Below are 21,816 nucleotides of genomic sequence, written 5' to 3' on the forward strand. Positions count from 1 at the left end.
TTATAATCCATTTTGATACGGTTATTCTACCTAAAAGGATTAAAGAATCTGTTTCCGTCCGCAAAAGTGATGATCATTGTCGCAATACAGAACAAAGTGATAAAAGATATCACATACAGATCGATACTAGTCAACGGCCGTTTGCTGTACCAGGTCCTCTTAGGCTTTTTCCCAAAGCCCCTAAGTTCCATGGCGTTACTTACAACTTCTATTTTCTCCATGCTGGAGAAGATCAGAGGAAAAATTATCAGCGAGGTGTTTTTGATTCTTTTAAGAAGACTCCCCTTGGCGCTCATTTCAATTCCTCTGGCCTGCTGGGCATTTTTAATCCTGGTGTACTCGTCCTGAACATCGGGAATGTAGCGCAGGGCTATCTCGACGGAATAGGCTATGGAATAGGGAACTCCCACGCCGTTAAGGGATGAGGCAAGTTCACTGGGATCGGTGGTTGTAAGGAATACGAATACCGAGGGGATTACAGTGAAATACTTGATACATACGTTGAATTCGTAAAAAAGCTGCTCTTTGGTCAGATAGTAATTGCCGAAGAGATGACAGATTGCAGTTCTGCTGTCATAGATCTCACACCCCTGGTAAGGCGCAAAAAAGAAGATTGCCACAAGGTTCAGAGTCATGAAGATCATAATGGCAATAAATACGCTGCTCACCTGTTTCCATTTTATGTCAGCGACATAATATACACCTGCGCCTATAAGTAGCATCACCACAAGTATCCGGGTCTCAAAAGTCATGGCGCCGGCAAAGCACCACAGGATAAGGAAAAGAAGCTTGGTGAAGCCGCTTAATCTGTGTACGAAGGTATTCTTTTTTTCATAGGATAGGATCCTTGCCATGTATTATTTTACCTCTATAGCTCCTCTTTCTCGTTTCTCATGTTCTATGAAGGTGGCTGCAAAATCTCCGGGGTCGTCAATGCCGCATTTGACCGCAAGGTCATAGAGCGAAGTTCTCTTAAGATAAGCCCTGTCACAGACTTCGTCATTAGTTAGAACGTCCCAGGGTCTTCCGTCCATAAGGAGCTCACCGTCTGCCAGAACCAGCGTCCTGTCTGTATATTCCAGCATCAGGTGCATGTCATGGGTGATCATCAATATGGTGACTCCAAGCTGATTCCTTAAGTCCTTCAGGAACTCCATGATCTCCGTGTAGTGGGCATAATCCTGACCGGCGGTTGGCTCGTCAAGGATTATGAGATCAGGGTCCATAACAAGGATTGAAGCGATGGAGACTCTCTTTTTCTGGCCGAAGGATAATGCGGAGACAGGCCAGTTCCTATATGGATAGAGGCCGCAGATCCTAAGGACTTCGTAGACCCTCTCCTTAATCTCATTCTCGGGAACGCCTCTCACCGTGAGGCCCAGTGCAACTTCCTCATAGATCATCGGTCGGCTTATCATCTGATTGGGGCTCTGCATGCAGTAGCCGATTATCTCGCCCCTCTCTTTTATTGACAGATCAGACAGATCCCGGCCTTTCCAGGAAATAACTCCCTCATCAGGTCTTAAGAAGCCGCATATAAGTGATGCAATGGTGGATTTGCCGGCACCGTTTTTACCCACAAGAGCTACCATCTCACCGGAATGAATGTCAAAGCTTACGTCCTTAATTATCTGTCTGGTGTCGTTATAGCTGAATTGTAGATGGGACAGAGATAAAAGAGTATCGCCTTTTTCCTGTTCCTTATTCTTATCCGCTTGGTGATACCATTCCTTTACCTTGTCCTTGTGAGCGGAAAGGTCCATGGTATCAATACTCGAGGGGCCGTCCTCAGGTGATATCTGTGCCCCTGCTGCCTTGAGAGCTGCTATGTAGAGCGGCTCCCTGATCCCGTGACTTTTAAGGATGTCGCTGCTAAGGAGTTTATCCGGTGTCTTGTCGGCGATGATCATGCCATCGTCCATAAGGACTATTCTGTCAACTTTCCTGTACAGAACATCCTCCAGGCGGTGCTCAATTATTATTACGGTCAGGTCCTCTTTTTGCATCAGCTCGTCTATTAGAGCAATGGTGCGCTTGCCTGTGGCCGGATCCAGATTGGCCAGGGGCTCATCAAAAAGAAGGATCTTCACGTCACATGTCATGACTCCGCCAAGGGATACGCGCTGTTTCTGGCCACCTGAGAGGGCTCCCGGCGCACTTCCAAGGAACTCTGTCAGCTCAAGCTTTCCTGCTACCTCGCTGACTTTTTGAACCATCTCTTCCTTTGGTGTGCACTCGTTCTCAAGGGCGAAAGCCAGGTCCTCTCCCACAGTAAGGGCAATAAACTGTCCGTCTGTATCCTGCAGAACGGTCCCCACTCTTTTGGACATGCCAAAAACTCCGAGCTGACGGGGCTCTCCCCCACAAACCCGGAGTACGCCGCTCATGTCCCCCGCATAGGAGCAGGGAATCAGAGCGTTAAGGCAGTGTGCCAATGTTGATTTCCCGGAGCCTGACTGTCCTGCGATAAGGACCTTCTCTCCGGGAAATATTTTCAGGTTGATGTTCTTTAGCGTCGGTTGCTGCTGAGACTTGTATTTAAAAGTCACATCAGCAAACTCGATGATTGGCTCATGTTTACCCAATCCGTCAATCCTCCGCCTTAAGGCCCGACTGTCTTCCTGCGATCTTGGAGTAAGCCACAAGAAGCACTGTTCCAAGGAATCCGATGACAACTATATTAAGGACAAAAGCAACTGTGCCCTGAGCAAATACCTTGTTGGCAGGTTCAGAATAAACAAGGATGTCAAGGAGTGGTGCCATAACGCACCAGGCAATCGCGTTACCGATTATCTGAATCACATTGAACAAAATGACATTACGTGTTACCGCAAATCCGCCTTCTCTTACTTCGAACTGTTTGGCAAAAAGTCCCAGGCAAAGGCCCACAACAGCTTCAGGAAATACCCAGCTCCACCATACGGAGGAATAATAGATGGCATCTCCCAGTGCATGGCCGAGGATTCCGATCACAGCTCCGACAATAGGGCCAAAGGCCGCTGAGAAGAACGCCAGCACAGCCATTCTGGGCTGAAGGAAGGTGTTCGGAATTAAAAACACCGGAATCTGCACAGTCGTAAGTACTACAAAAAGTGCGGTTCCAATACCCATGGCAACAATTTCTCTGATCCCTAACTTGAATTTCATACACTTATCTCCTTTATGATAGATTGGTGCGGTATTTACCTGCTGCACAGATTAATTATAATGCATATAAACGTAACAAAAAAGAGAAGTTACCCATATTTAGAGCAACTTCTCTGAATTTTCGTTATATTTTCCGGTGGATCATTCCGGATAATTAAGGTGCTTGTCATCGATGTTATAAAGGGTATTGTCGAGATACCTTTTTGCCAGGAAATTGGCCATACCAAGATTCATATCAAGGTAGTTGCCGCAGTCTCTGGGACTTGCTCCGGGAACCTCTCCCTTAAAATCTCTGATAAACTCGTACATCCTTGTGATAAGAGGTACGATGTCCTTGGAATCAAGGTCTCCTGCAAGAACTACATAAAAACCGGTTCTGCAGCCCATAGGTCCGAAATAGATGGTTCTGTCCTTGTACTCATCATCGTTTCGAAGGAAGGTGGCACCAAGGTGCTCCATTGTATGCACCTCTGCGGTGTTCATGACAGGCTCCTTATTGGGTGCAGTCATTCTAAGATCGAAGGTTGTGATGGTCTCTGCTCCAACCTTATCTTTTCTTGAAACGTAGATGCCCGGTTCGAGGTCTAAGTGATTCACTGTAAAGCTGGCTATTTTTTCCATTATGTTCTCTTCCTTTAATCTTTATTGGACTCATGGAAAACTTCATATGAATCACGAAGATACCCTTTGATATTGTCGTAATCCCTGTTTGCGATGGCTGTATAAAGCGTATCCACAAGGAAAAGCTGGGCAAATCTGGAGCTGGTGATTCCGCTCTTTTTATCGATCTCGGGAGATGTGGCAAAAAGAACGTGATCGCAGCCGGTGGTAAGTGCGTTGTTTCCAAGCTTGGTAACAGCGATGGTTGCTGCATTTCTCTCTTTTGCAATCTTGAAAAGAGACATTATCTCGGCATTCTTGGCATTGTCACTAAAGAAAATGGCCACATCGTCGCTGCAGATCTGGGAAACAGTCATGAGATTCATATGCTGGTCCTGGTTAAATACAACATTATAATGGATTCTCAGCAATTTGCAATAGAGGTCATAGGCTGCCACGCCGGCTGTACCTACGCCAAAGACCTGAATCTGCTTGGCTGCAACGATCTTGGTAACCGCATCGGAAAAGGTTCCTGCATCAAACAATCTGTAGGTGGTCTGCACTGCCTGAACGCTGGTAGCGCAGATATTGTCAGCAATTGACTGAAGGGAGGTGTATTCGTTTACATCCTTGAAGGCGATCTTGGGACCCTTGTCAGCCTGTGCAAGGGAGGTGTTTGCCTCTGCATAATAGGCATTCTTAAGGTCCTTCAGGCCGCTGTAGCCAATGGCCTGAGCAAATCTCGTCCAGGCAGCCTGAGTGGTGCCGGAGAGTCTCGCCAGTTCTTTTATCGGATATTGGAAAAGATCGTCTTTCCTCTCCAAAACATAATCCGCAACCAGTCTTTCGGAACTTGGGAGCGTATTGTAACAGCTTTTGATCTTTTCACTAACTATATTCATAGTACTTAGCCTCCACCTCATAAATATTAAGGTTATACTTTACTATTTTTAGTATATATCAAAATTTCATTCAAAAACGAAATAAAATTGCAAACTTTTTATAAGGAAATATTAAACTTTTATAAACACGTGACATAGATGAATATTTATGCTATATTTGATTTTAGGAATGATTACTGATTTTGTGTATGAGATGATTTTTTCAAATTACCAGGAGGTGATACATGGCGCTGAAATACAGTAAGCAGAGAGCTATGATCAAAGATTTCCTGCAGGATCGAAAGGACCATCCCACAGCTGAAGTAGTCTATAACAGTATCCGCGAGATTTATCCCAAGATAAGCCTTGGAACGGTCTACCGCAATCTTGTGCTCCTATCCGATATAGGAGAGATCGCAAGATTCAGAGTGGGCGATGGCTATGAGCATTTTGACTGGGATGTAAGGAATCACAATCACTTTATCTGTAACTGTTGCAAGCAGATAACGGACATTGAAATGGATGACATCAGCGAGAGGATCGATGAGGTGGCAGGCAAGACTTTTCCGGGAAAGATCGAAGGGCATAAGATCTATTTCTACGGTATTTGCGAAAAATGTCTTGAGCAAAACAGGTAATGTTTATACGAAACAGGTGTGCAGCAAATGCACTTTTTGCGCAGAGCGCAAGAAAGGAGACACAATATGAAATGGGTATGTCAGGTATGTGGTTATGTTCATGAGGGAGATCAGCCCCCGGAGGCTTGTCCTGTATGTAAGGCTCCTGCAGAGAAGTTTACTAAGCAGGAAGGCGATAAGGTATGGGCTTGCGAACATGTTGTTGGTGTAGCTTCTACTGCTCCCGAGGAAATAAAGAATGGCCTCAGAGAAATGTTTAACGGTGAGTGTACCGAAGTTGGTATGTACCTTGCAATGTCAAGAGTAGCTATCCGCGAGGGATATCCCGAAATTGGTGCATTCTTTGAGAAGGCTGCATGGGAAGAGGCTGAACATGCTGCTCATTTTGCAGAGCTTTTAGGTGAAGTTATCACAGATTCCACCAAGAAGAATCTGGAGCTTCGTGCAGATGCAGAGTATGGCGCTACTCAGGGCCGTGCTGATCTTGCCAAGAAGGCAAAAGCTCTTGATCTCGATGCAATCCATGACGCTGTTCATGAAATCGGACGCGATGAGGCTCGCCACGGCAAAGCCTTCGCAGGACTTCTCGCCCGTTACTTCAAGTGATTGTATGGCTACCAGGTAGTCGGTGGTGATTATTAGGACGCCCATCTCGGCGGGTCTGTGGCGATATTTGGAAAACTTATCTCACGGTGCTAAACGCTTCTGTGAGATAAGTTTTCCAAATATCACCGCAGATCCGCCGAGATGGGCTGTTTTATTGCTACCACTACCTATGGGGGATTCATAGTGGCAATCACTTTCAGTTGTCGAATCCGTCTTCAATCTGGGGGTGGGAATGAATCATAGTTCCAGACAATTTAAGTTATAAGATATAGTGATGATTTGGTGAGAAAGCGGATAAAAAAACAGCCCCGACTCGAATCAGGGCTGCGGAAAGTTTAGATTATTCTGTTACTGTGTTTTCTGTAACAATAACTTTCTTATGAGGTGTCTCAAGGGAGCCGTCCTTGGTTACGGCGTAGATCTCTGTCTCGCCGGGGGCTACACCGAGGATTACGCAGTATACACTGTTGGCGCGGGTTATACGGTCAAAGGTTACTTCTGCAACATCAGGGTTGGTGCTTACGAATACAACGTCTTCCTCTGTAAGAGTTGCACCTTCGCTGAGCTCAACCTTTGCGAAGATTCCTGTGTCCTGCTTTCTCATGCCAATCTCAAGATCGTCAAGGTTTGAAAGAACCAGTGACTTGATGGCTGCCTCTTCTGAGCTAGCCTCTGCTGCTACAGCAACTTCCTCTTCATTATTCTCTGAATTCTGTGTCTTACCGGAAACTGTATAAACAAGCACACATACAAGTACAAGTGCTACAGCGCCGAGAATCCACTTAATAGCATTTTTCATTTTCATCTCATTTTCTCCTGATATAAAGATATAATCTCGCTTTAACTTTTTTTCAAAGTGCAACTTAGCTATTTTATCATATTTATAGCTACTGTCAATTAGCAAAAATTCATCGTAACTTCCGCAATAACAGACAAGCGCCGGCCCCGATATAATGCGATACTTATTCTATGGTAATTCTATGGAGGTATGAAAATTATGGAATACGTATTTGAGATGCCTGCCAAAATGCTGGCAGAAACAGACAAAAAGGGGACTGTGGAGAGATTCGAATACGACAGCCGCACCTATGATGAGAAGGATGAACCTATTCACAAAGGGGCCTTCGTATATCTTCCCACAGGTTATGACAAGACTAAAAAATACAACGTTCTCTATCTTCTTCACGGAGGCGGATTTGGCGAAGAGTGGTGGCTTAAGATGTTCCCGGATACAGTTACCATCCTGGACAACATGATAGCTGAGGGACTGTGCGAGCCCTGCATCGTGGTAACTCCTACTTTCTATCCTTCGGAAGAGATAATGCACGATGAGGGGAGACCCAACGAGGATGTATGCGAGAATTTCAAGACCGAGCTCAGAAAAGACCTGATCCCTTCCTTTGAAAAACAGTATGCAACCTACGCAGAAGGCGACGTTTCCGAGACAAACCTCGTAAACACCAGAACCCACAGAGCTTTTGCCGGACTTTCATTGGGTTCAATGACAACCTATCGCGCTGCTTTTTACAACAACTTCGATCTGTTCTCCTGGTATGGACCATTTTCCGGATGCTGCGGCCCCTTCGGAGATCACGACAAGGAGGTTAGCCGTATCTGCGAAACCCTCAAGGATGGTTATGCAAAAGGACTTACCCTGGACTACATGTTCTGCTGCAACGGAGATCAGGACATGGCCTTTGCAGAACACAAGGAGATCATGGACAGAGCTGAAAAAGAGAGCGAGTTCCTTGAAAAGGGCAAGAACTACGACTTCTTCATTATCCCCGGTGGCGTTCACGACATGAAAGCATGGCAACTCCACTTATATCACGCTTTACAGGTATTTTTTAAATAATTATTAAATAGAAGGCTGCAAGCTTTTGCAGTCTTTTATTTTTGCTATAATGTTGGTATGTAACATATCCATGTGCGTTATTTCGGAGATGTGAAATGCTTGAAGCCCAGATAAAACCGCTGATCACCCTGATAATTGCCATTTATCTGATCACGCTGTGCATTATCTATTCCAGGACCAATGAAAATATCACCGACCAGAGAGAGTCATTTGCATTTAAAGGTATGCTTTTTTCCTTTATGCTATATGGCCTTGTTGATCTGCGCTTTACCAATGATAATTTTTACGCCGACTTCCCCCATTGGTTTACAATGCTGGTGACGGAGCTTGGCTTTGCCACCATGAGTTTATCCTGCTATTTCTGGTTCATCTACGTATCCTCCGATACTAAACCAAGAAGGAAATTTGCGCAGCTGTGGTATATCGCCACTTCTCTTCCTCTTCTTGTAAGTTTTGCATTCATATTCACTCCGCTTAACAAAAATCTCTTTGTTATAACCGATACCCTGGAGCTAAGACCTATACTCTTTTTCCTCACCTGGATGGACTACATCTATCTCATTCTGGCAACTATCATTTCCCTGATCAAAAGGCACAGAGCCAAGACCAGGATTGAGAAAAGAAGGTACGGAAGCCAGATCCTGTTTATTCTCTTCTTTACAGTAAGCGGCTTCATGGTGGGATTTCTTATGAATCTTCCCTCTATCGAACTGTGCATTATTCCAATTGTACTTAAGATTTTTGTGGAAATTCAGGATTCCAAGATCTATACCGACGCACTGACAAGGCTTAATAACAGAAGAAGGATCAGCGACTATATCAACGAAGAGCTTCCAAGCTGCAGCCTAGAGAAGCCTCTGTGCATAATCATGATAGACATCGACTTTTTCAAGAGTATCAACGATATACTTGGCCACGAAGAGGGCGACAGAGCCCTGATCGCCTTCTCCAATGCTCTTACCAAAGTAACCCAGTCCAAGGACGCCATGGCATCAAGGTGGGGCGGCGATGAGTTCGTTATCGCCGGCAAGGATATGAGTATTGCCGAAAATCTGAGAGAGAAGATATCCAAGGAACTGGAAAAAAATTCGAATCTGTCCTTTACACCGTCTTTCAGCATCGGTATCTACAAATGTACTACACCTTCCGTCAGAATCGATGATGCACTTGTGGCGGCGGATGCGGAGCTGTATAAGGATAAGGAGATACAGCATCAGAAGACGGAAGAATTCCATAGACAACTAAATAAAGCAAAGTAAAGACGTGAGATGACAAGGGGACGGTTGCGAGTCAATGGGGACGGTTCTTTGTGACTCGCTACGTGAGTCACAAAGAACCGTCCCCATTGACTCACAACCGTTCTTTTACTTCGCTTCTTCGTTAATAATCTGCACAATCGTATTCGTCGCACTATGCAGATTACTCTTACTCATATTCTCAATATATTTCTCACGGTTCTCGAACAGATCCTGAATAGTCTCAACCAAGATATCCTCATCAAGATCATCATTGTCTATAACCAATGAAAAGCCCTGCTGCTCGAAGCTTCGTGCGTTCAGCATCTGGTCTCCGCGGCTTGCCTTGGTGGACAGCGGGATCAGGATGTTGGGCTTTTTGAGAGCCAGCAGCTCGCAGATAGAATTGGCTCCGGCTCTTGATACTACGATATCAGCCATTGCAAATATATCCTTGAGTTCGTTCTTAACATACTCAAACTGCTTGTAGCCGGGAACCGAGAGCTTCAAGTTATCCATCTTCTCTTTTCCGCAGATGTGTACCACATTGAACTGTGGAAGGAGCCTCGGAAGCGCATATCTTACGGTCTCATTCACTGACTGTGCTCCGAGGCTACCGCCGATTACCATTAGTACAGGCTTGTCATCGGTGAATCCGCAGAACTTCTTGCCTTCTTCCTTGGAGCCCATACCCAGCTCTTCTCTTATGGGCGTTCCGGTAAGAACCGCCTTGTCTGCAGGAAGAACCCTCATGGTCTCAGGGAAGTTACAGCAGATCTTCTTAGCTCCGGTCATGCTGAGCTTGTTGGCAAGTCCCGGTGTCATATCTGATTCATGGACGATATAAGGAATCTTCAGAAATCCTGCAGCCCTAACAACAGGCACACTTACAAATCCGCCCTTGGAAAAGACCACATCGGGATGAATCTTCCTAAGGAGCTTGACCGCCTCCGTAAATCCCTTGAGTACTCTGAAGGGATCAGAAAAATTCTTTGGATCAAAATATCTTCTGAGCTTGCCGGTGGCAATTCCGAAATAAGGAATGTTGTAATCCTCGATAAGCTTCTTCTCAATACCGTTATAGGAGCCTATGTAAAAAATCTCGTAGCCTGCTTTTTTAAGGGCAGGAATCAGTGCGATATTGGGAGTTACATGTCCCGCACTTCCGCCGCCTGTCAGTACTATAGTCTTTTTATTCTCACTCACGATTGTTTTCCTTCTTTTTCTTCGGCCTTAAGCCTGTTTCATAGCCTCTTCGATGGCATAGGAGAGCTGATCGGGACATGAAGTATCCTTGAATCCGCACTTGATTCCGCGAAGCTTTGCAATAGCATCCTCGCCCTTCATTCCTTCAACCAGCTTGGAAACGCCCTTAAGATTGCCATTGCAGCCGCCGGTAAAGCTGACGCTCTTTATGATTCCACCTTCAACATCAATGTCGATCTGTGTTGAACAGGTTCCTTTTGTCTTGTAAACCATTGTAAATATCTCCTTAGAACTTATAAAACTTCATAATTCAATTCATGATACCACTTTTTTCTGAAAGGGGACAGTCCCCTAGCTGACTCAATTATGAAGAAGTCCCTGCTCTTCGTAAGGGATGATCAACTCATTAACCACATCTTCGGAAAATTGCGCTACGCCGTCAAGAATCTCTTCATAATTCTCAAGTGTCATCTCATCCTCGCCGGCGATCATTTTATCCAGCATCCGCCTGTTGATCTTTGGAGAAAAATGAATGGTATCCATGTAATTATCAAGGTTGGTAGCCACTTCTCTGTCATTCTGGAAGCAGAAGATACGCACATTGTCATAGGCTAAAAGAGCTTTCGTCATCTCTTTTTCATTGTAAATGTATGCATCTCTCTCGCCGCTTCTGACAATTCCGTCCCACCACAGCATCGAATAGGTTGGATAAAAGAATACAAACTGCGTCTCCGGATGGGCCTTGACCTGACTTGTCAGAAGCTCGATGTTGGCATCAAGCTCCGCCCGGTACACATCTTTTTCCATCATAGGAGCTGTTTCCTCCAGCCTGTTGTATAGGCCAAGGGCCAGCTCCGGGCCAAAGCTCTTCCACTTAGCCCAGTTGTAAGATAGATTCTCGTTGTAATCCCCTATAAAGGAATTGGCCAGCTGATAGGGAATCTTCTCAAGAAGAACGTCCTTGTTAAAAAGGTACTTCACATCATTGAAGGGATTCTTATCATACAGGTACATGGGGCAGCCTGTGGATTCATAGGTTGGCTCTGCAGACGCCGAAAGTGATGAAGGATCTATGTTGTAAAAAACATATTTGATATCATGACTCTCATAGGCAGCATCCAGAAGATAGCACAGATCTGCTGTTGCTCCGTAGGATCTGATGGCCTTGATTGATCTTACATTGTAGGCCTCATCGTACCAGGAATTGTCATTGTTTTCCATAACTGAGGAGCCCACCAGGAGAGCATCATAGTCAAAATTCCTCAGCGTCCCGATGCACTGGTATTCCTTGTCGTTAAGAACTGCCTTAAGACCAAACCAGGGCTTGTGGTAATGATAGAAAGGGTCAAAAACGTAGACCGTGCCTCCTATCAGAACCGCCACCGCCAGAATGGTTATCAGCAGCCTTTTTATAAATGAAGTTGATGTATGTTTATTAGCCTTATTCATAGGTTTACTCATTCCCCATCAGAACTGGAAATAGATGAAGGTGCTTACGTTTGAGAGAGAAACGAAGGACCAGATAAAAATCAGTGTAAGGAAGGCAATTGTCTTGCCGTCACGCCTTAATGTCTCCACCATTTCCTGCGTATTCTTCCTGGTCATGACGATAGCGCTGATCAGAAGAATAATCACAAAAGTAGTAACATAAATAATGTTCATGACTCCGTCGCTCATATGGAGCTGGGTTGCAAGCTGTCTTGGAAGATAGTTCTCAGCAAGCTTCATATTCTCTGAGGTCTTATACAAAAATCCCGGATAGGTGAAGAAAAAGAACTGCTTGAACATCTGGATCGCATAGGTCATGTTCTGTGATCCGAAGAACACCAGTGATACAACGAACATTATAAAAGTAAAGGCATTGCCAAGACTGTGGGGAATCCAGAGAAGAGGTTCTTTTCTGAATAGGAACTTGCCGCTCTTGTTGCCATCTTTATCCTTGACTCCCACAATTCCCAGGTTGTCCCAAACCACAAGAAGTCCCTGCATAAGGCCCCAGCAGATATAGGTCCAACCTGCTCCGTGCCATAATCCGGACAGAGCAAATACTATAAGGACATTGATCATAGTCCTGATCTTGCCCTTCCTGCTACCCCCAAGAGGAATATACACATACCTTATGAAAAATCTGGAGAGCGTCATATGCCAGCGCTGCCACAGTTCCTTGGGTGTTGCAGCCTTGTAGGGCGAATTGAAGTTCACGGGAAGCTTGTAGTTAAGCATAAGGCTGACGCCGCTTGCCATATCGCAGTAACCTGAGAAGTCAAGATAGATCTGGAAGGTATAGGCCAGCATCACCAGCGTTACGGTTATGGTGTCAAGATAATAGGTGTAGTGGAAACCATAGACAACCACTTTGGACAGAGTGTCCGCCAGAATCGCCTTTTTGCCCAGACCAATGATAAAGGACATGAGACCCTTGGCAAAATTGTCTGCATCAAAGCGCCTAAGGCTCTTATCCTCGAACTGGCTGATCATCTCCTCATGGAAGGCGATGGGACCCTGAATGAGCTTGGGAAAATAAACAGTGTACATAACATATTTAAGAACAGGATAGTGAGGCGCCTTGCCATTTGCCCTGTCAACGATAAAAGAGATCTGTCCAAAGGTAAAAAAGCTGATACCAATAGGCATAAGGATCTGTCTCGCAGTAAGAGTCCCTCCTGTCAGGGCATTAACGTTATCCACAAAAAATCCCAGGTATTTGAAATAAAAAAGAAGTGCAAGATTAAATAAAACTCCTACTGTCTTCAGCACTCTTTTGCCGGAAATCCTGTCCATAAAAAAGCTAAGCAGATAGTTACCTGCCATGCTCACAAGAAGTATCACAAGAAAGGATGCTCCAAAGGAATAATAGAAATACAGTGACATAAGACATAAAAATACATCCGCCACTGCAAACTTCTCAAATCTATTGAATATGTACCATCCTGCCAGAAGTGCCGGCAGAAACAGTAATATAAACTGAAAGGAATTAAAACCCATTTATACTCTCCATCTGATATTATCCGAAAAGAGTATAACATATTTGCTGCTATCCTTAAACGAAAAACGAGGCTTCGCACTGCTGCGAAGCCCCGCTGAAAATCTTATAATGAATTACTTTCTGGGATTCTTGTCATACACAGCTATTAAAATACCTGTGCCGTCGAACTGATACCACTTCTTGCCAATCTTAAGAACGTCATTCTTGAAGATAACACCCTGCTTGTAAGCGTAGTACTTGTTTCCGCCATCTTCAACCCAACCTGATGCTCTGAGACCGGTCTTTCTGTCAAAGAAGTATGTGTTGCCCTTATAATCAAAGAAGCCCTTCTTCAATTCACCGGTTTCAAGATCACAGTAATAGTAGCGAGTTTTCCATTTCAAAAGCTCACCATACCACATCTTACCGTCTTTGCCAAAGTAATAAGTCTTTTCACCTATATTGACAAAATCCTGGAATACCATGATACCCTTCTTATCGAAGTAGTACTTGTCACCCTTAATCTCAACGATCTTATCCTTCTGAATTACGCCTTCAGCATCAGCATAATAGGTGCTGCCCCATTTCTTAAAGAAGCCGATTACAATATAACCTTCGTTGTTAGCGTAGTACTCATTGTTGCCTTCTTTTATGAAAGATGACTTTACAAGATGTCCCTTCTTGTTGAAGTAACGCTTACCATGTTTGGTCTTAAGGAATCCTGTATGATTTACTCCGTTACTATGCTTGTAGTATGTGCATCCCCACTTGGTGTAGTACTCACCGGCCTTGGCGGTCTCGTCTGAAAGAACGATTGTACCTAATACAGAAGGTGATGACCATCCGTTACCTGTGCTGTCTGCCCAGTTGATAGTTCCTGTTCTCTTGCCGCTATTGTCAGCATCATTAACCTGAACATCGAAACCAACCTTATTACCTACTACAGGTGTGATGTCTGTCCACTTGAAGGCTGCTACTACTCTGTAGCCGTCCTCCGTTACGTACACGTCAGATGTAACAAACTCAGGTTTGCACTTAGTGCCGTTGAAACTCTGTGTATTCTCGAAGTTGATTCTGTACTGCTTGTCATCATCTTCGTAAGCAGAAGTCTTACCATTGTTCTCGTCGATGAATACTTCTAATGAATCCTGCTGATATTCATCAGAGGAATCCTTGTTAAGGATGCTGTCCTTAACTTCTGCAAGAACATAGAGGTTCTCTTCATCCCAAACAACCTTGGCTGTAGCTGTTGCCTCTGCGCCGCCGTTGATTGCAAGAGCAAAGGAATTAACATCTTCCCAAACTTCGTCAAGATCCTTAGCGTTAACTTCTACTGTGCCATTCTTAACTGTGATAAGAGGCTTAAGAATTGTCTCTGCGTAGTAAGCTGATCTCTCGCTCTGCTTAAGCTGTGTATCACCAAATGCGAAATCCTTCTCGCCGTCTGTTACTACAACGTCAAGCTTAACTGCGTTAAGTGAAAGCTTGTCAGCATCAACTGCGAGTTTAAGAACTGCTTCATAACCATTTTCTGTAGCTGTAGCCTCTGATCTTGCTACTACAGCCTTCCTGATGGAACCGTCTGTAGCATAGAGAACGATCTTATCTGTCTCATCTGCTGTAGAATCCTGAACGGATACCTTAACTGCGATGCCGCCTTCTTCCCACAAAGGAGCGAAGGAAACCTTGCCTGCATCTGTCTTGAACTCATATGTCTCGCCTGCTGAGTAATCCTCATTTACAAGCTGACAAAGTGTTACTGTTCTAACCTCAGGCATAAGCTCGCCGCCATCTACAAGTGCCCAGAATGCATTCTTAGCCTTATAGTGATCGTTGAACAGAAGAGGATACTGTCTAACTTTTCCTGAAGCTGCGCCGCCAACTGAGTTGGAGTTCTGAAGCCATGAGTGCTTATCTACTACACCCCAGATTGTCATGCCTGTGATGTTAACGCCTTCATTTCTAAGTCTTCTGATTGTGTCATAGAGATCTTTATATCTCTTGGCAAGTCTCTCATCTGTTGAGTTCTTGCTGCCCTTGAAGTCAAGCTCTGTTACCTGAACCTGATCAACAATCTTGGAATATCTTGTAGCTGCTGTTCTGAAAGCCTCCATTGAAGGATCGTTGTTTGCGATCTGATAGTGGCCCTGCATTCCGAATCCGTCGATTCTTGCTCCGGGTGTAGCCTTTACAGTCTCAAGGAGCTTGCAGATTCCGTTAACCTTATTTGTGCTTGTGTCGTTGTAATCGTTATAGAAAAGAGCAATGTTTGAAGGATAGTACTTGTTAGCATATACGAATGCATTCTGGATGAACTCAGGGCTCTGATATAATCCCCACCAGGATGATGAAGGCTGATCTGCCATTGTTCTGTAGGAACCTGTTCCGTCGCTGATAGCTTCGTTAACAACGTCCCATCCATAGAAGAGATCCTTGTACTTGCTGTCTTCTGATACATAGTGCCTTGCAACTTCTCTGATGTAAACCTCAAGACGCTTGTTCATAACATCAGTTGTTACATAGGGCTTGCTGGTATCGAAATCCTCATGGAAGATGATCTCGGGAGTCTGAGCATGCCATAAAAGAACGTGTCCTCTGATCTTGATGAACTTCTCAGGGTTCTTCTCGTTCCAATCCATGAAGAAATCAAGATATCTGTCAGGTGTTGAGAAGTTAAGTACAGGGAACTGTACCTCTTCACCATTAAGTTCATAAGTTGTAATCTCCGTCTTGCTGATCATGGAGTCGGGCTTAAGCTCGTTTCCAAGTGTGCAGCCGTTGAAGTGCTTGGTAACAAGAGCCATTTCCTTCTCATCAGCAAACTCCATGTAGCTGATAGCTGTACCGATGATGAAGTCGTCGCCCATAACCTCGCCTACTGCGTCGCGGAGGTTAACGATGTCATACTCAACTTCATTGTCTGAAGGCTCTTCTTCCTCATCTTTTGAAGTATCCTCTACAAATACAACGCTCTCAACAGTAACTGAAACAGGATATTCCTTGTTGTTCTGATCTGCCATAAAAGCGAAATCTGTAACTGTTCCTGATTGTGTAGGAATTACTGTATATTCATTGGCGCCGCTCTTTCCATAGAAAGGCTCAATCTCGTTTCCATCAGCATCATAGATCTTGAAAGCAAGAGAAGCTGTCTGATCCTTGGTCTTAACTGTGATGGACTTGATCTTCTCAGCATTGAACTCTCTGTTTAAGTGGAACCAATACTCATTCCAATCCTGTGAGAAAGTAAGTGTATTGCCTTCAACAACCTCTTCTTCTACCCATCTGTTCTTAAACTTCATGCTCTCAGGACCGTATGTGATTACCTGCTCATTCTCGCTTCCTGAAGCATTAACTGTTGCCTTGATATCTTTGATCGTGATGCTGTAAGGATAATCTGCCTCATTCCCCGGCATTGACATAATGCCAATTGCAGTTACTTCGCCATCAAAATTAGGTGTGATTGAATACTCATCACTTCCAACAAAAGTATAACCGGCAACATGTTCGGCCATAGAATCATCGTAGATCTTCAGCGCAATATTGTTTTCCTGATCTGCAACTGTTATCACAATTTCCTCGCAGTCAGCTGCTGCGAAGCTCTTAGGAAATGTATATAAATATTCCTGATACTGTGACTGGAATGTGATCTTATTCCCGCACTTGTCTGATGAAACCCATCTGTTTACGAATTCAAGAGTGTCCTTAACTTCCTCGTTTTCCCCTCCGGGCTGCTCGTCCCTCGCTGTTCCGGATCCGTCATCCTCTCCGGACTCATCAGCTGTTTCATCAAGTAAAACTGCTTCGTCGGAATCGTCCGCATTAGCTGCTTCTGACGCAGCATCCTCGGCTTCTTCCAGAAGAATTACTTCTTCTTCGTCCGCTGCCATTGCTGTAGATGCTGGTGCAAAAGAGCTTGCTGCGAGCATTCCGGCCATAGCAAGGGACATAATCCCCGTAAACTTTTTGTACATAGTTCTCCTTTCCCTCCTGTAAAATTATGTTTTATTGTGCACATATCCCCAACGCACAATGCGGTAATCTTATTATTTAGCATTATCGCACATATATCTTCTCAAAACATGCTATGATATCGTCAATTTTTGCCATCATTTCTGCAAATTGTATATTTCACACTCTTACAAAATCCGGATAATGCCACAATTTCCATTAAGAAAATCTAAATAATGCGATAATTCTCCCAAATAATGGTATTATATGATATAGTCGAAACAATCTATAACATATTGTTAGGAGTAGAAATGAGTAAGAAGAATACTTTTTTGAAATTAGGCATTTTTACCGCTCTTTTCGGCGGTGCTTATGCCTTCGGAAATTATATATACGGAATATCCTCAGTTCCCCGTCAGCACACTGACGAAGATGATTATATGGACGCTTCCCCCGAAATAACCAAGGGACGTAAGTTTATCAGAAATCATGAACGCAGACAGGACATGTACATCGACAGCATCGATCAGCTAAGGCTTCATGCATCCTACATTCCTGCCAAAGATGAGAGCCACAGATATGTGATACTTATCCACGGAATCCGTGATAACCACGAATCAGGCGGAATATACGCCGAGCACTACCTTGAGAAGGGTATTAACTGCCTGCTTCCCGACCTTAGAGGCTTTGGTAAGAGCGAAGGCAAATACATTGGCTACGGCTATGATGACAGACTTGATATCCTCGAGTGGATCCACTGGATAATCAAAAGAGATAAGGAAGCCAAGATCATTCTCCACGGAATGAGCATGGGCGCCGCCACAGCTCTTATGACATCCGGCGAAAATCTCCCGGAGAACGTCAAAGGAGTAATAGCAGACAGCTCTTACTCTTCACTTCGTGAACAGTTCGCTGACACCTACAAGAGTTTCAAATACTCTCTGGTTCCCACACCAATCGCACTTGGCATATCAAGAATCGCGATTCTGTGCAAGGCCGGATATGATATCAATAAAGTTCGCCCCATCGATGCAGTTAAGATGAGTAAGACACCTACACTTTTTATCCACGGTGATAATGATACCTTCATTGATCCCCACATGTGCTCACGCCTCTACGAGGCAGCGGCTTGTCCCAAGCAGTTCTGTATGGTTCTTGGCGCGGGTCATATTGAAGGAGTGGTGAAGGATCCAACAAATTATTGGAATAAGATTGGAAGTTTTTTGATAAAGATTTCGTTCTGAATTTATGGCAAGTTGTAAGACAAGGGGACGGTATGAGTCAGTGGGGACGGTTCTTTGTGACTCACGAAAGCGAGTCACAAAGAACCGTCCCCACTGACTCATATCGTCCCCAATTAACTGTCAGGCAATCGCCTCTTTCATACTCTTAACATATTCTCCCACATACTTCGGCGCATCCTTGCCATACTTCTCAAGTATCTTGATAATAGCGGATCCGACAATGACGCCGTCCGAGAGCTTGGATATCTTCTCTGCCTGCTCCGGCGTTGAGATTCCAAAACCGATGGCACAGGGGATATCTGTGTTTTCTTTTACAATTTTGACCATTGAACCAAGATCTGTTGTGATCTCGCTTCTTGTTCCTGTTACTCCAAGGCTTGATACGATGTACAAAAAGCCCTTGGCTTCCTTGGCGATCATGGCTATTCTGTTCTCTGAAGTAGGCGCTATCAGTGATACAAGATCAACGCCGTACTTATCACATACTTCATCAAATTCCTCTTTTTCCTCAAAAGGAAGATCAGGAAGAATGATTCCGTCAATGCCTGCCTCTTTGCAGCCCGCCATGAATTTCTCCGCGCCGTAGGAATATACTACGTTGGCATAGGTCATGAAGACAAGGGGAATCGTAACTTCTTTTCTCACATCCTTAACAAAATCAAAGATCTTGTCTGTGGTAACACCGCCCTTCAATGCACGAAGGTTAGCTCCCTGGATTACAGGTCCTTCGGCTGTCGGGTCGGAAAAGGGAATTCCCAGCTCTATAAGGTCCGCTCCGTTATTGGCGGCTTCTATAACGGTCTTTTTTGTGGTCTCAAGGTCCGGATCACCGCAGGTTATGAAGGCTACGAAGGCCTTACCGTTTGCAAAAGCATTCTTGATATTACTCATTGATATCCTCCCCTCTGTAACGGGCAATGGCGGCGCAGTCCTTGTCTCCGCGGCCTGAAATTGTGATTACTATTATCTGATCCTTATCCATAGTAGGTGCGATCTTCATTGCATGGGCAACGGCATGGGATGACTCGATGGCAGGAATGATTCCCTCTGTCCTTGAGAGGTATTCAAAGGCATCAACCGCCTCATCATCTGTTATCGCAACGTATTCAGCTCTCTTGCTGTCGTGAAGATATGCATGCTCAGGGCCGATTCCCGGGTAGTCAAGTCCGGCTGAAATTGAATAAACGGGAGCTATCTGGCCATATTCATCCTGACAGAAATAGGATTTCATACCGTGGAAAATACCAAGTTTGCCGGTATTAATTGTAGCTGCGGTCTCGAAGGTGTCTATTCCTCTGCCTGCGGCCTCACACCCGATGAGCCTTACGCTCTTATCCTCTATGAAATTATAGAAGCTTCCAATGGCGTTGGATCCACCTCCGACGCAGGCTATTACTGCATCGGGAAGCTTACCTTCTTTTTCCAGCATCTGCTCCTTGATCTCTTTGGAAATAATTGCCTGGAAGTCACGGACAATTGTAGGGAAAGGATGAGGTCCCATGACCGATCCGAGGCAGTAATGAGTGTCGCTGATTCTTGAGGTCCACTCTCTCATGGCCTCGGATACAGCATCCTTAAGGGTTGCTGTTCCTGAGGTTACGGGGATAACTTCGGCTCCGAGAAGACGCATCTTATATACGTTAAGTGCCTGTCTCTTGGTGTCCTCTTCTCCCATGAACACAACACATTCCATTCCAAAGAGTGCTGCCGCGGTGGCTGTTGCAACGCCGTGCTGGCCTGCACCCGTTTCTGCGATAAGCCTTGTCTTACCCATTTTCTTGGCAAGAAGTGCCTGTCCCAGAACGTTGTTTATCTTGTGGGCTCCTGTGTGGTTAAGATCCTCTCTCTTTAAATAGATCTTGGCTCCGCCCAGGTCCTTAGTCATCTTCTCTGCATAATAGAGCCTTGAAGGACGACCTGCATATTCGTTAAAAAGCTCTGTAAGTTCCCTGTTAAATTCAGGGTCATCCTTGTATTTATTGTAGGCTTCTTCCAGCTCTATCACTGCATTCATCAGTGTTTCCGGAATGTACTGTCCGCCGTGTACACCAAATCTTCCCTTTGGATTAGTCATAATATTTCTCCTCTTACGTTTTCCACAAAGCGCTTCATCTTTGCTGCATCTTTCTTTTTATCTGTTTCAATTCCCGAGCTTACATCAACACCATAGGCTCCTGTCACCTCAAGAGCCTGTCTTACATTCTCAGGGTCAAGACCTCCCGCAAGGAAGTATTCTCTTTTTATCCCTTGAAGTAGCTCCCAGTTAAAAGGCTTTCCTGTTCCCATTCCTGAATCAAGCAGTACATAATCGGCACCGGATCTGTTGGCAAGATCAACATCCTCTTTTTCTCTGACCTTGAAGGCCTTGATCACCGGAGCCTTGGTCTGCTTCTTGATCACGGCGATGTACTCTTCATCCTCCGATCCGTGGAGCTGTGCAATATCTATGATTCCTTCGCTTATAAGCTCTTTGATAAAAGAGATATCCTCATCAACGAATACTCCCACGGCCTTAATTTCGGGATTAAGAAGGCTCTTTAAGAGCTTTGCCTGTTCTTTTGTGACATTTCTGCTGCTTTTTTCATAAAAGACAAAACCTATGAAGTCGGGATTAAGCTTGTTAGCCGCTTCGATATCCTCTTTTCTTGATAAGCCGCAGAGCTTGATCTTTACCATATTTTTCACCATTATATTTCAAATCCGAAGACTTCAGAGCCCCTTAAGTTCCCGCAGGAGAGCTTTTTTATCGGTTGCCCGCATGAGCATCTCCCCTATAAGAACCGCATCAACACCGATGTTTTTTAACGCAATTATGTCTTCCCCTCTTGATATTCCGCTCTCGGATACGAAAATCGTATCTGCGGAAACAAGACTCCTAAGTCTTGCGGAATTTGAAGTATCGACATTAAAGTCCTTAAGATTCCTGTTATTTACGCCTATTATCCTTGCCCCGACCGATACAGCCATCTCGATTTCCTTCTCGTCATGGGTTTCCACAAGAGCTGACAGTCCCAGGTCATCGCAGATATTCATGTACTCTTTTATCTGCTCCTTCTCAAGGATTGAGCAGATTAGAAGAACTGCCTTGGCACCGAGGTTCTTGGCCTCGTAGATCATGTACTCATCTACTGTGAAATCCTTACGGATGCAAGGAGTTGTAACCTTAGCAGCGATCTCTCTTAAGTATTCATCGGACCCCAGGAACCACTTGGGCTCTGTCAGGACTGAGATGCAGTCCGCACCTGCCTCTTCATACTCTTTTGCAATATCAAGATATGGAAAATCCGGCGCTATAAGTCCCTTTGACGGAGATGCCTTTTTGCATTCACAGATAAAAGACATTCCGGGTTTTCTTAAGGCTTTCTCAAATTCGAAATCGCCCTTTGGAAGGCCCTCTGCCTGCCTTCTTACCTCTGAAAGAGGCTTAACTTTTTTAGCTTCTTCTGTCCTGTATGCGGCGTGATGTGCCAGTTCGTCAAGAATAGTCATAA

Annotated in this window: 20 protein-coding genes; 5 read left to right on the forward strand and 15 right to left on the reverse strand. The window is 44.7% G+C overall.

Features of this window, described 5'->3' with window-relative positions:
- Positions 1-26 precede the first annotated feature (26 nt).
- From G588_RS0103410 to G588_RS0103430, 5 genes are all read right to left on the reverse strand, one after another.
- Positions 27-854, reverse strand: a complete 828-nt coding sequence (locus G588_RS0103410) for an energy-coupling factor transporter transmembrane component T family protein (RefSeq protein ID WP_022777358.1) — start codon at positions 852-854, stop codon at positions 27-29.
- 3 nt (positions 855-857) lie between these two features.
- Positions 858-2,585, reverse strand: a complete 1,728-nt coding sequence (locus G588_RS0103415; protein ID WP_022777359.1) for an ABC transporter ATP-binding protein — start codon at positions 2,583-2,585, stop codon at positions 858-860.
- A gap of 4 nt (positions 2,586-2,589) precedes the next feature.
- Positions 2,590-3,147 carry an ECF-type riboflavin transporter substrate-binding protein gene (locus tag G588_RS0103420; protein ID WP_022777360.1) on the reverse strand — a complete coding sequence of 186 codons (558 nt, stop codon included), beginning with the start codon at positions 3,145-3,147 and terminating at the stop codon, positions 2,590-2,592.
- 141 nt (positions 3,148-3,288) lie between these two features.
- Positions 3,289-3,768 carry an S-ribosylhomocysteine lyase gene (locus G588_RS0103425; protein WP_022777361.1) on the reverse strand — a complete coding sequence of 160 codons (480 nt, stop codon included), beginning with the start codon at positions 3,766-3,768 and terminating at the stop codon, positions 3,289-3,291.
- A gap of 14 nt (positions 3,769-3,782) precedes the next feature.
- Positions 3,783-4,649, reverse strand: a complete 867-nt coding sequence (locus G588_RS0103430) for a MurR/RpiR family transcriptional regulator (protein WP_022777362.1) — start codon at positions 4,647-4,649, stop codon at positions 3,783-3,785.
- A gap of 224 nt (positions 4,650-4,873) precedes the next feature.
- On the opposite strand from G588_RS0103430, the gene G588_RS0103435 reads away from it, so the two are divergent.
- Together G588_RS0103435 and G588_RS0103440 are read left to right on the forward strand one after the other, a co-directional pair.
- A complete protein-coding gene (locus G588_RS0103435) occupies positions 4,874-5,266 on the forward strand; it encodes a Fur family transcriptional regulator (protein ID WP_022777363.1) in 393 nt (130 codons plus the stop codon).
- Positions 5,267-5,332: 66 nt separating this feature from the next.
- A complete protein-coding gene (locus G588_RS0103440) occupies positions 5,333-5,872 on the forward strand; it encodes an NADH peroxidase (protein ID WP_022777364.1) in 540 nt (179 codons plus the stop codon).
- 340 nt (positions 5,873-6,212) lie between these two features.
- Here the strand turns inward: G588_RS0103440 and G588_RS0103445 are convergent, their stop codons facing one another.
- Complete coding sequence (locus G588_RS0103445; RefSeq protein WP_022777365.1) at positions 6,213-6,677, reverse strand: hypothetical protein; 465 nt, start codon at positions 6,675-6,677, stop codon at positions 6,213-6,215.
- Between the two features lie 192 nt (positions 6,678-6,869).
- On the opposite strand from G588_RS0103445, the gene G588_RS0103450 reads away from it, so the two are divergent.
- Both G588_RS0103450 and G588_RS0103455 read left to right on the forward strand, forming a co-directional pair.
- Entirely contained in the window at positions 6,870-7,727 is an 858-nt protein-coding gene (locus G588_RS0103450; RefSeq protein WP_022777366.1) for an alpha/beta hydrolase, read from the forward strand.
- A 95-nt stretch (positions 7,728-7,822) separates the two neighbouring features.
- On the forward strand, positions 7,823-8,986 hold the full coding sequence (locus G588_RS0103455; RefSeq protein ID WP_022777367.1) for a GGDEF domain-containing protein: 1,164 nt from the start codon (positions 7,823-7,825) through the stop codon (positions 8,984-8,986).
- A 105-nt stretch (positions 8,987-9,091) separates the two neighbouring features.
- On the opposite strand, the gene G588_RS0103460 is transcribed toward G588_RS0103455, so the two are convergent.
- From G588_RS0103460 to G588_RS21210, 5 genes are all read right to left on the reverse strand, one after another.
- Complete coding sequence (locus G588_RS0103460) at positions 9,092-10,168, reverse strand: undecaprenyldiphospho-muramoylpentapeptide beta-N-acetylglucosaminyltransferase (RefSeq protein WP_022777368.1); 1,077 nt, start codon at positions 10,166-10,168, stop codon at positions 9,092-9,094.
- A gap of 27 nt (positions 10,169-10,195) precedes the next feature.
- Complete coding sequence (locus G588_RS0103465; RefSeq protein ID WP_022777369.1) at positions 10,196-10,441, reverse strand: TIGR03905 family TSCPD domain-containing protein; 246 nt, start codon at positions 10,439-10,441, stop codon at positions 10,196-10,198.
- Between the two features lie 87 nt (positions 10,442-10,528).
- The gene (locus tag G588_RS0103470) at positions 10,529-11,617 is read right to left on the reverse strand and encodes a hypothetical protein (RefSeq protein WP_022777370.1); all 1,089 of its coding nucleotides are present in this window, start codon (positions 11,615-11,617) and stop codon (positions 10,529-10,531) included.
- Positions 11,618-11,635: 18 nt separating this feature from the next.
- Positions 11,636-13,153, reverse strand: a complete 1,518-nt coding sequence (locus G588_RS0103475; RefSeq protein WP_022777371.1) for an MBOAT family O-acyltransferase — start codon at positions 13,151-13,153, stop codon at positions 11,636-11,638.
- A 114-nt stretch (positions 13,154-13,267) separates the two neighbouring features.
- Positions 13,268-17,104 carry an endo-1,4-beta-xylanase gene (locus G588_RS21210; protein ID WP_022777372.1) on the reverse strand — a complete coding sequence of 1,279 codons (3,837 nt, stop codon included), beginning with the start codon at positions 17,102-17,104 and terminating at the stop codon, positions 13,268-13,270.
- Positions 17,105-17,392: 288 nt separating this feature from the next.
- Between G588_RS21210 and G588_RS19035 the strand changes: the two genes are divergently transcribed.
- Complete coding sequence (locus G588_RS19035; RefSeq protein ID WP_022777373.1) at positions 17,393-18,325, forward strand: alpha/beta hydrolase; 933 nt, start codon at positions 17,393-17,395, stop codon at positions 18,323-18,325.
- A 120-nt stretch (positions 18,326-18,445) separates the two neighbouring features.
- Here the strand turns inward: G588_RS19035 and trpA are convergent, their stop codons facing one another.
- Genes trpA through trpC form a run of 4 tightly spaced genes read right to left on the reverse strand, consistent with a single transcriptional unit; the run spans position 18,446 to position 21,814 of the window.
- A complete protein-coding gene (trpA, locus tag G588_RS0103490) occupies positions 18,446-19,216 on the reverse strand; it encodes a tryptophan synthase subunit alpha (protein WP_022777374.1) in 771 nt (256 codons plus the stop codon).
- Complete coding sequence (gene trpB, locus G588_RS0103495) at positions 19,209-20,399, reverse strand: tryptophan synthase subunit beta (protein WP_026668558.1); 1,191 nt, start codon at positions 20,397-20,399, stop codon at positions 19,209-19,211. The genes trpA and trpB overlap by 8 nt, the downstream gene beginning before the upstream one ends.
- On the reverse strand, positions 20,396-21,001 hold the full coding sequence (locus G588_RS0103500; RefSeq protein WP_026668559.1) for a phosphoribosylanthranilate isomerase: 606 nt from the start codon (positions 20,999-21,001) through the stop codon (positions 20,396-20,398). Before G588_RS0103500 ends, trpB begins: the two co-directional genes overlap by 4 nt.
- A gap of 33 nt (positions 21,002-21,034) precedes the next feature.
- Complete coding sequence (gene trpC, locus G588_RS0103505; RefSeq protein WP_022777375.1) at positions 21,035-21,814, reverse strand: indole-3-glycerol phosphate synthase TrpC; 780 nt, start codon at positions 21,812-21,814, stop codon at positions 21,035-21,037.
- Positions 21,815-21,816 lie beyond the last annotated feature (2 nt).

The sequence above is a fragment of the Butyrivibrio sp. AE3009 genome, assembly GCF_000420845.1.
In the GTDB taxonomy this organism is placed as follows: domain Bacteria; phylum Bacillota; class Clostridia; order Lachnospirales; family Lachnospiraceae; genus Butyrivibrio.

Bases quoted from the DNA above. Each gene is read 5' to 3' on its own strand.
- G588_RS0103410 (WP_022777358.1), bottom strand. From the start codon at position 854: ATGGCAAGGATCCTATCCTATGAAAAAAAGAATACCTTCGTACACAGA.
- G588_RS0103450 (WP_022777366.1), top strand. From the start codon at position 6,870: ATGGAATACGTATTTGAGATGCCTGCCAAAATGCTGGCAGAAACAGAC.
- G588_RS0103420 (WP_022777360.1), bottom strand. From the start codon at position 3,147: ATGAAATTCAAGTTAGGGATCAGAGAAATTGTTGCCATGGGTATTGGA.
- G588_RS0103455 (WP_022777367.1), top strand. From the start codon at position 7,823: ATGCTTGAAGCCCAGATAAAACCGCTGATCACCCTGATAATTGCCATT.
- trpC (WP_022777375.1), bottom strand. From the start codon at position 21,814: ATGACTATTCTTGACGAACTGGCACATCACGCCGCATACAGGACAGAA.
- G588_RS0103435 (WP_022777363.1), top strand. From the start codon at position 4,874: ATGGCGCTGAAATACAGTAAGCAGAGAGCTATGATCAAAGATTTCCTG.
- G588_RS0103465 (WP_022777369.1), bottom strand. From the start codon at position 10,441: ATGGTTTACAAGACAAAAGGAACCTGTTCAACACAGATCGACATTGAT.
- G588_RS0103475 (WP_022777371.1), bottom strand. From the start codon at position 13,153: ATGGGTTTTAATTCCTTTCAGTTTATATTACTGTTTCTGCCGGCACTT.
- G588_RS0103425 (WP_022777361.1), bottom strand. From the start codon at position 3,768: ATGGAAAAAATAGCCAGCTTTACAGTGAATCACTTAGACCTCGAACCG.
- G588_RS0103500 (WP_026668559.1), bottom strand. From the start codon at position 21,001: ATGGTAAAGATCAAGCTCTGCGGCTTATCAAGAAAAGAGGATATCGAA.
- G588_RS0103440 (WP_022777364.1), top strand. From the start codon at position 5,333: ATGAAATGGGTATGTCAGGTATGTGGTTATGTTCATGAGGGAGATCAG.
- G588_RS21210 (WP_022777372.1), bottom strand. From the start codon at position 17,104: ATGTACAAAAAGTTTACGGGGATTATGTCCCTTGCTATGGCCGGAATG.
- trpB (WP_026668558.1), bottom strand. From the start codon at position 20,399: ATGACTAATCCAAAGGGAAGATTTGGTGTACACGGCGGACAGTACATT.
- G588_RS0103470 (WP_022777370.1), bottom strand. From the start codon at position 11,617: ATGAATAAGGCTAATAAACATACATCAACTTCATTTATAAAAAGGCTG.
- trpA (WP_022777374.1), bottom strand. From the start codon at position 19,216: ATGAGTAATATCAAGAATGCTTTTGCAAACGGTAAGGCCTTCGTAGCC.
- G588_RS0103430 (WP_022777362.1), bottom strand. From the start codon at position 4,649: ATGAATATAGTTAGTGAAAAGATCAAAAGCTGTTACAATACGCTCCCA.
- G588_RS0103445 (WP_022777365.1), bottom strand. From the start codon at position 6,677: ATGAAAATGAAAAATGCTATTAAGTGGATTCTCGGCGCTGTAGCACTT.
- G588_RS19035 (WP_022777373.1), top strand. From the start codon at position 17,393: ATGAGTAAGAAGAATACTTTTTTGAAATTAGGCATTTTTACCGCTCTT.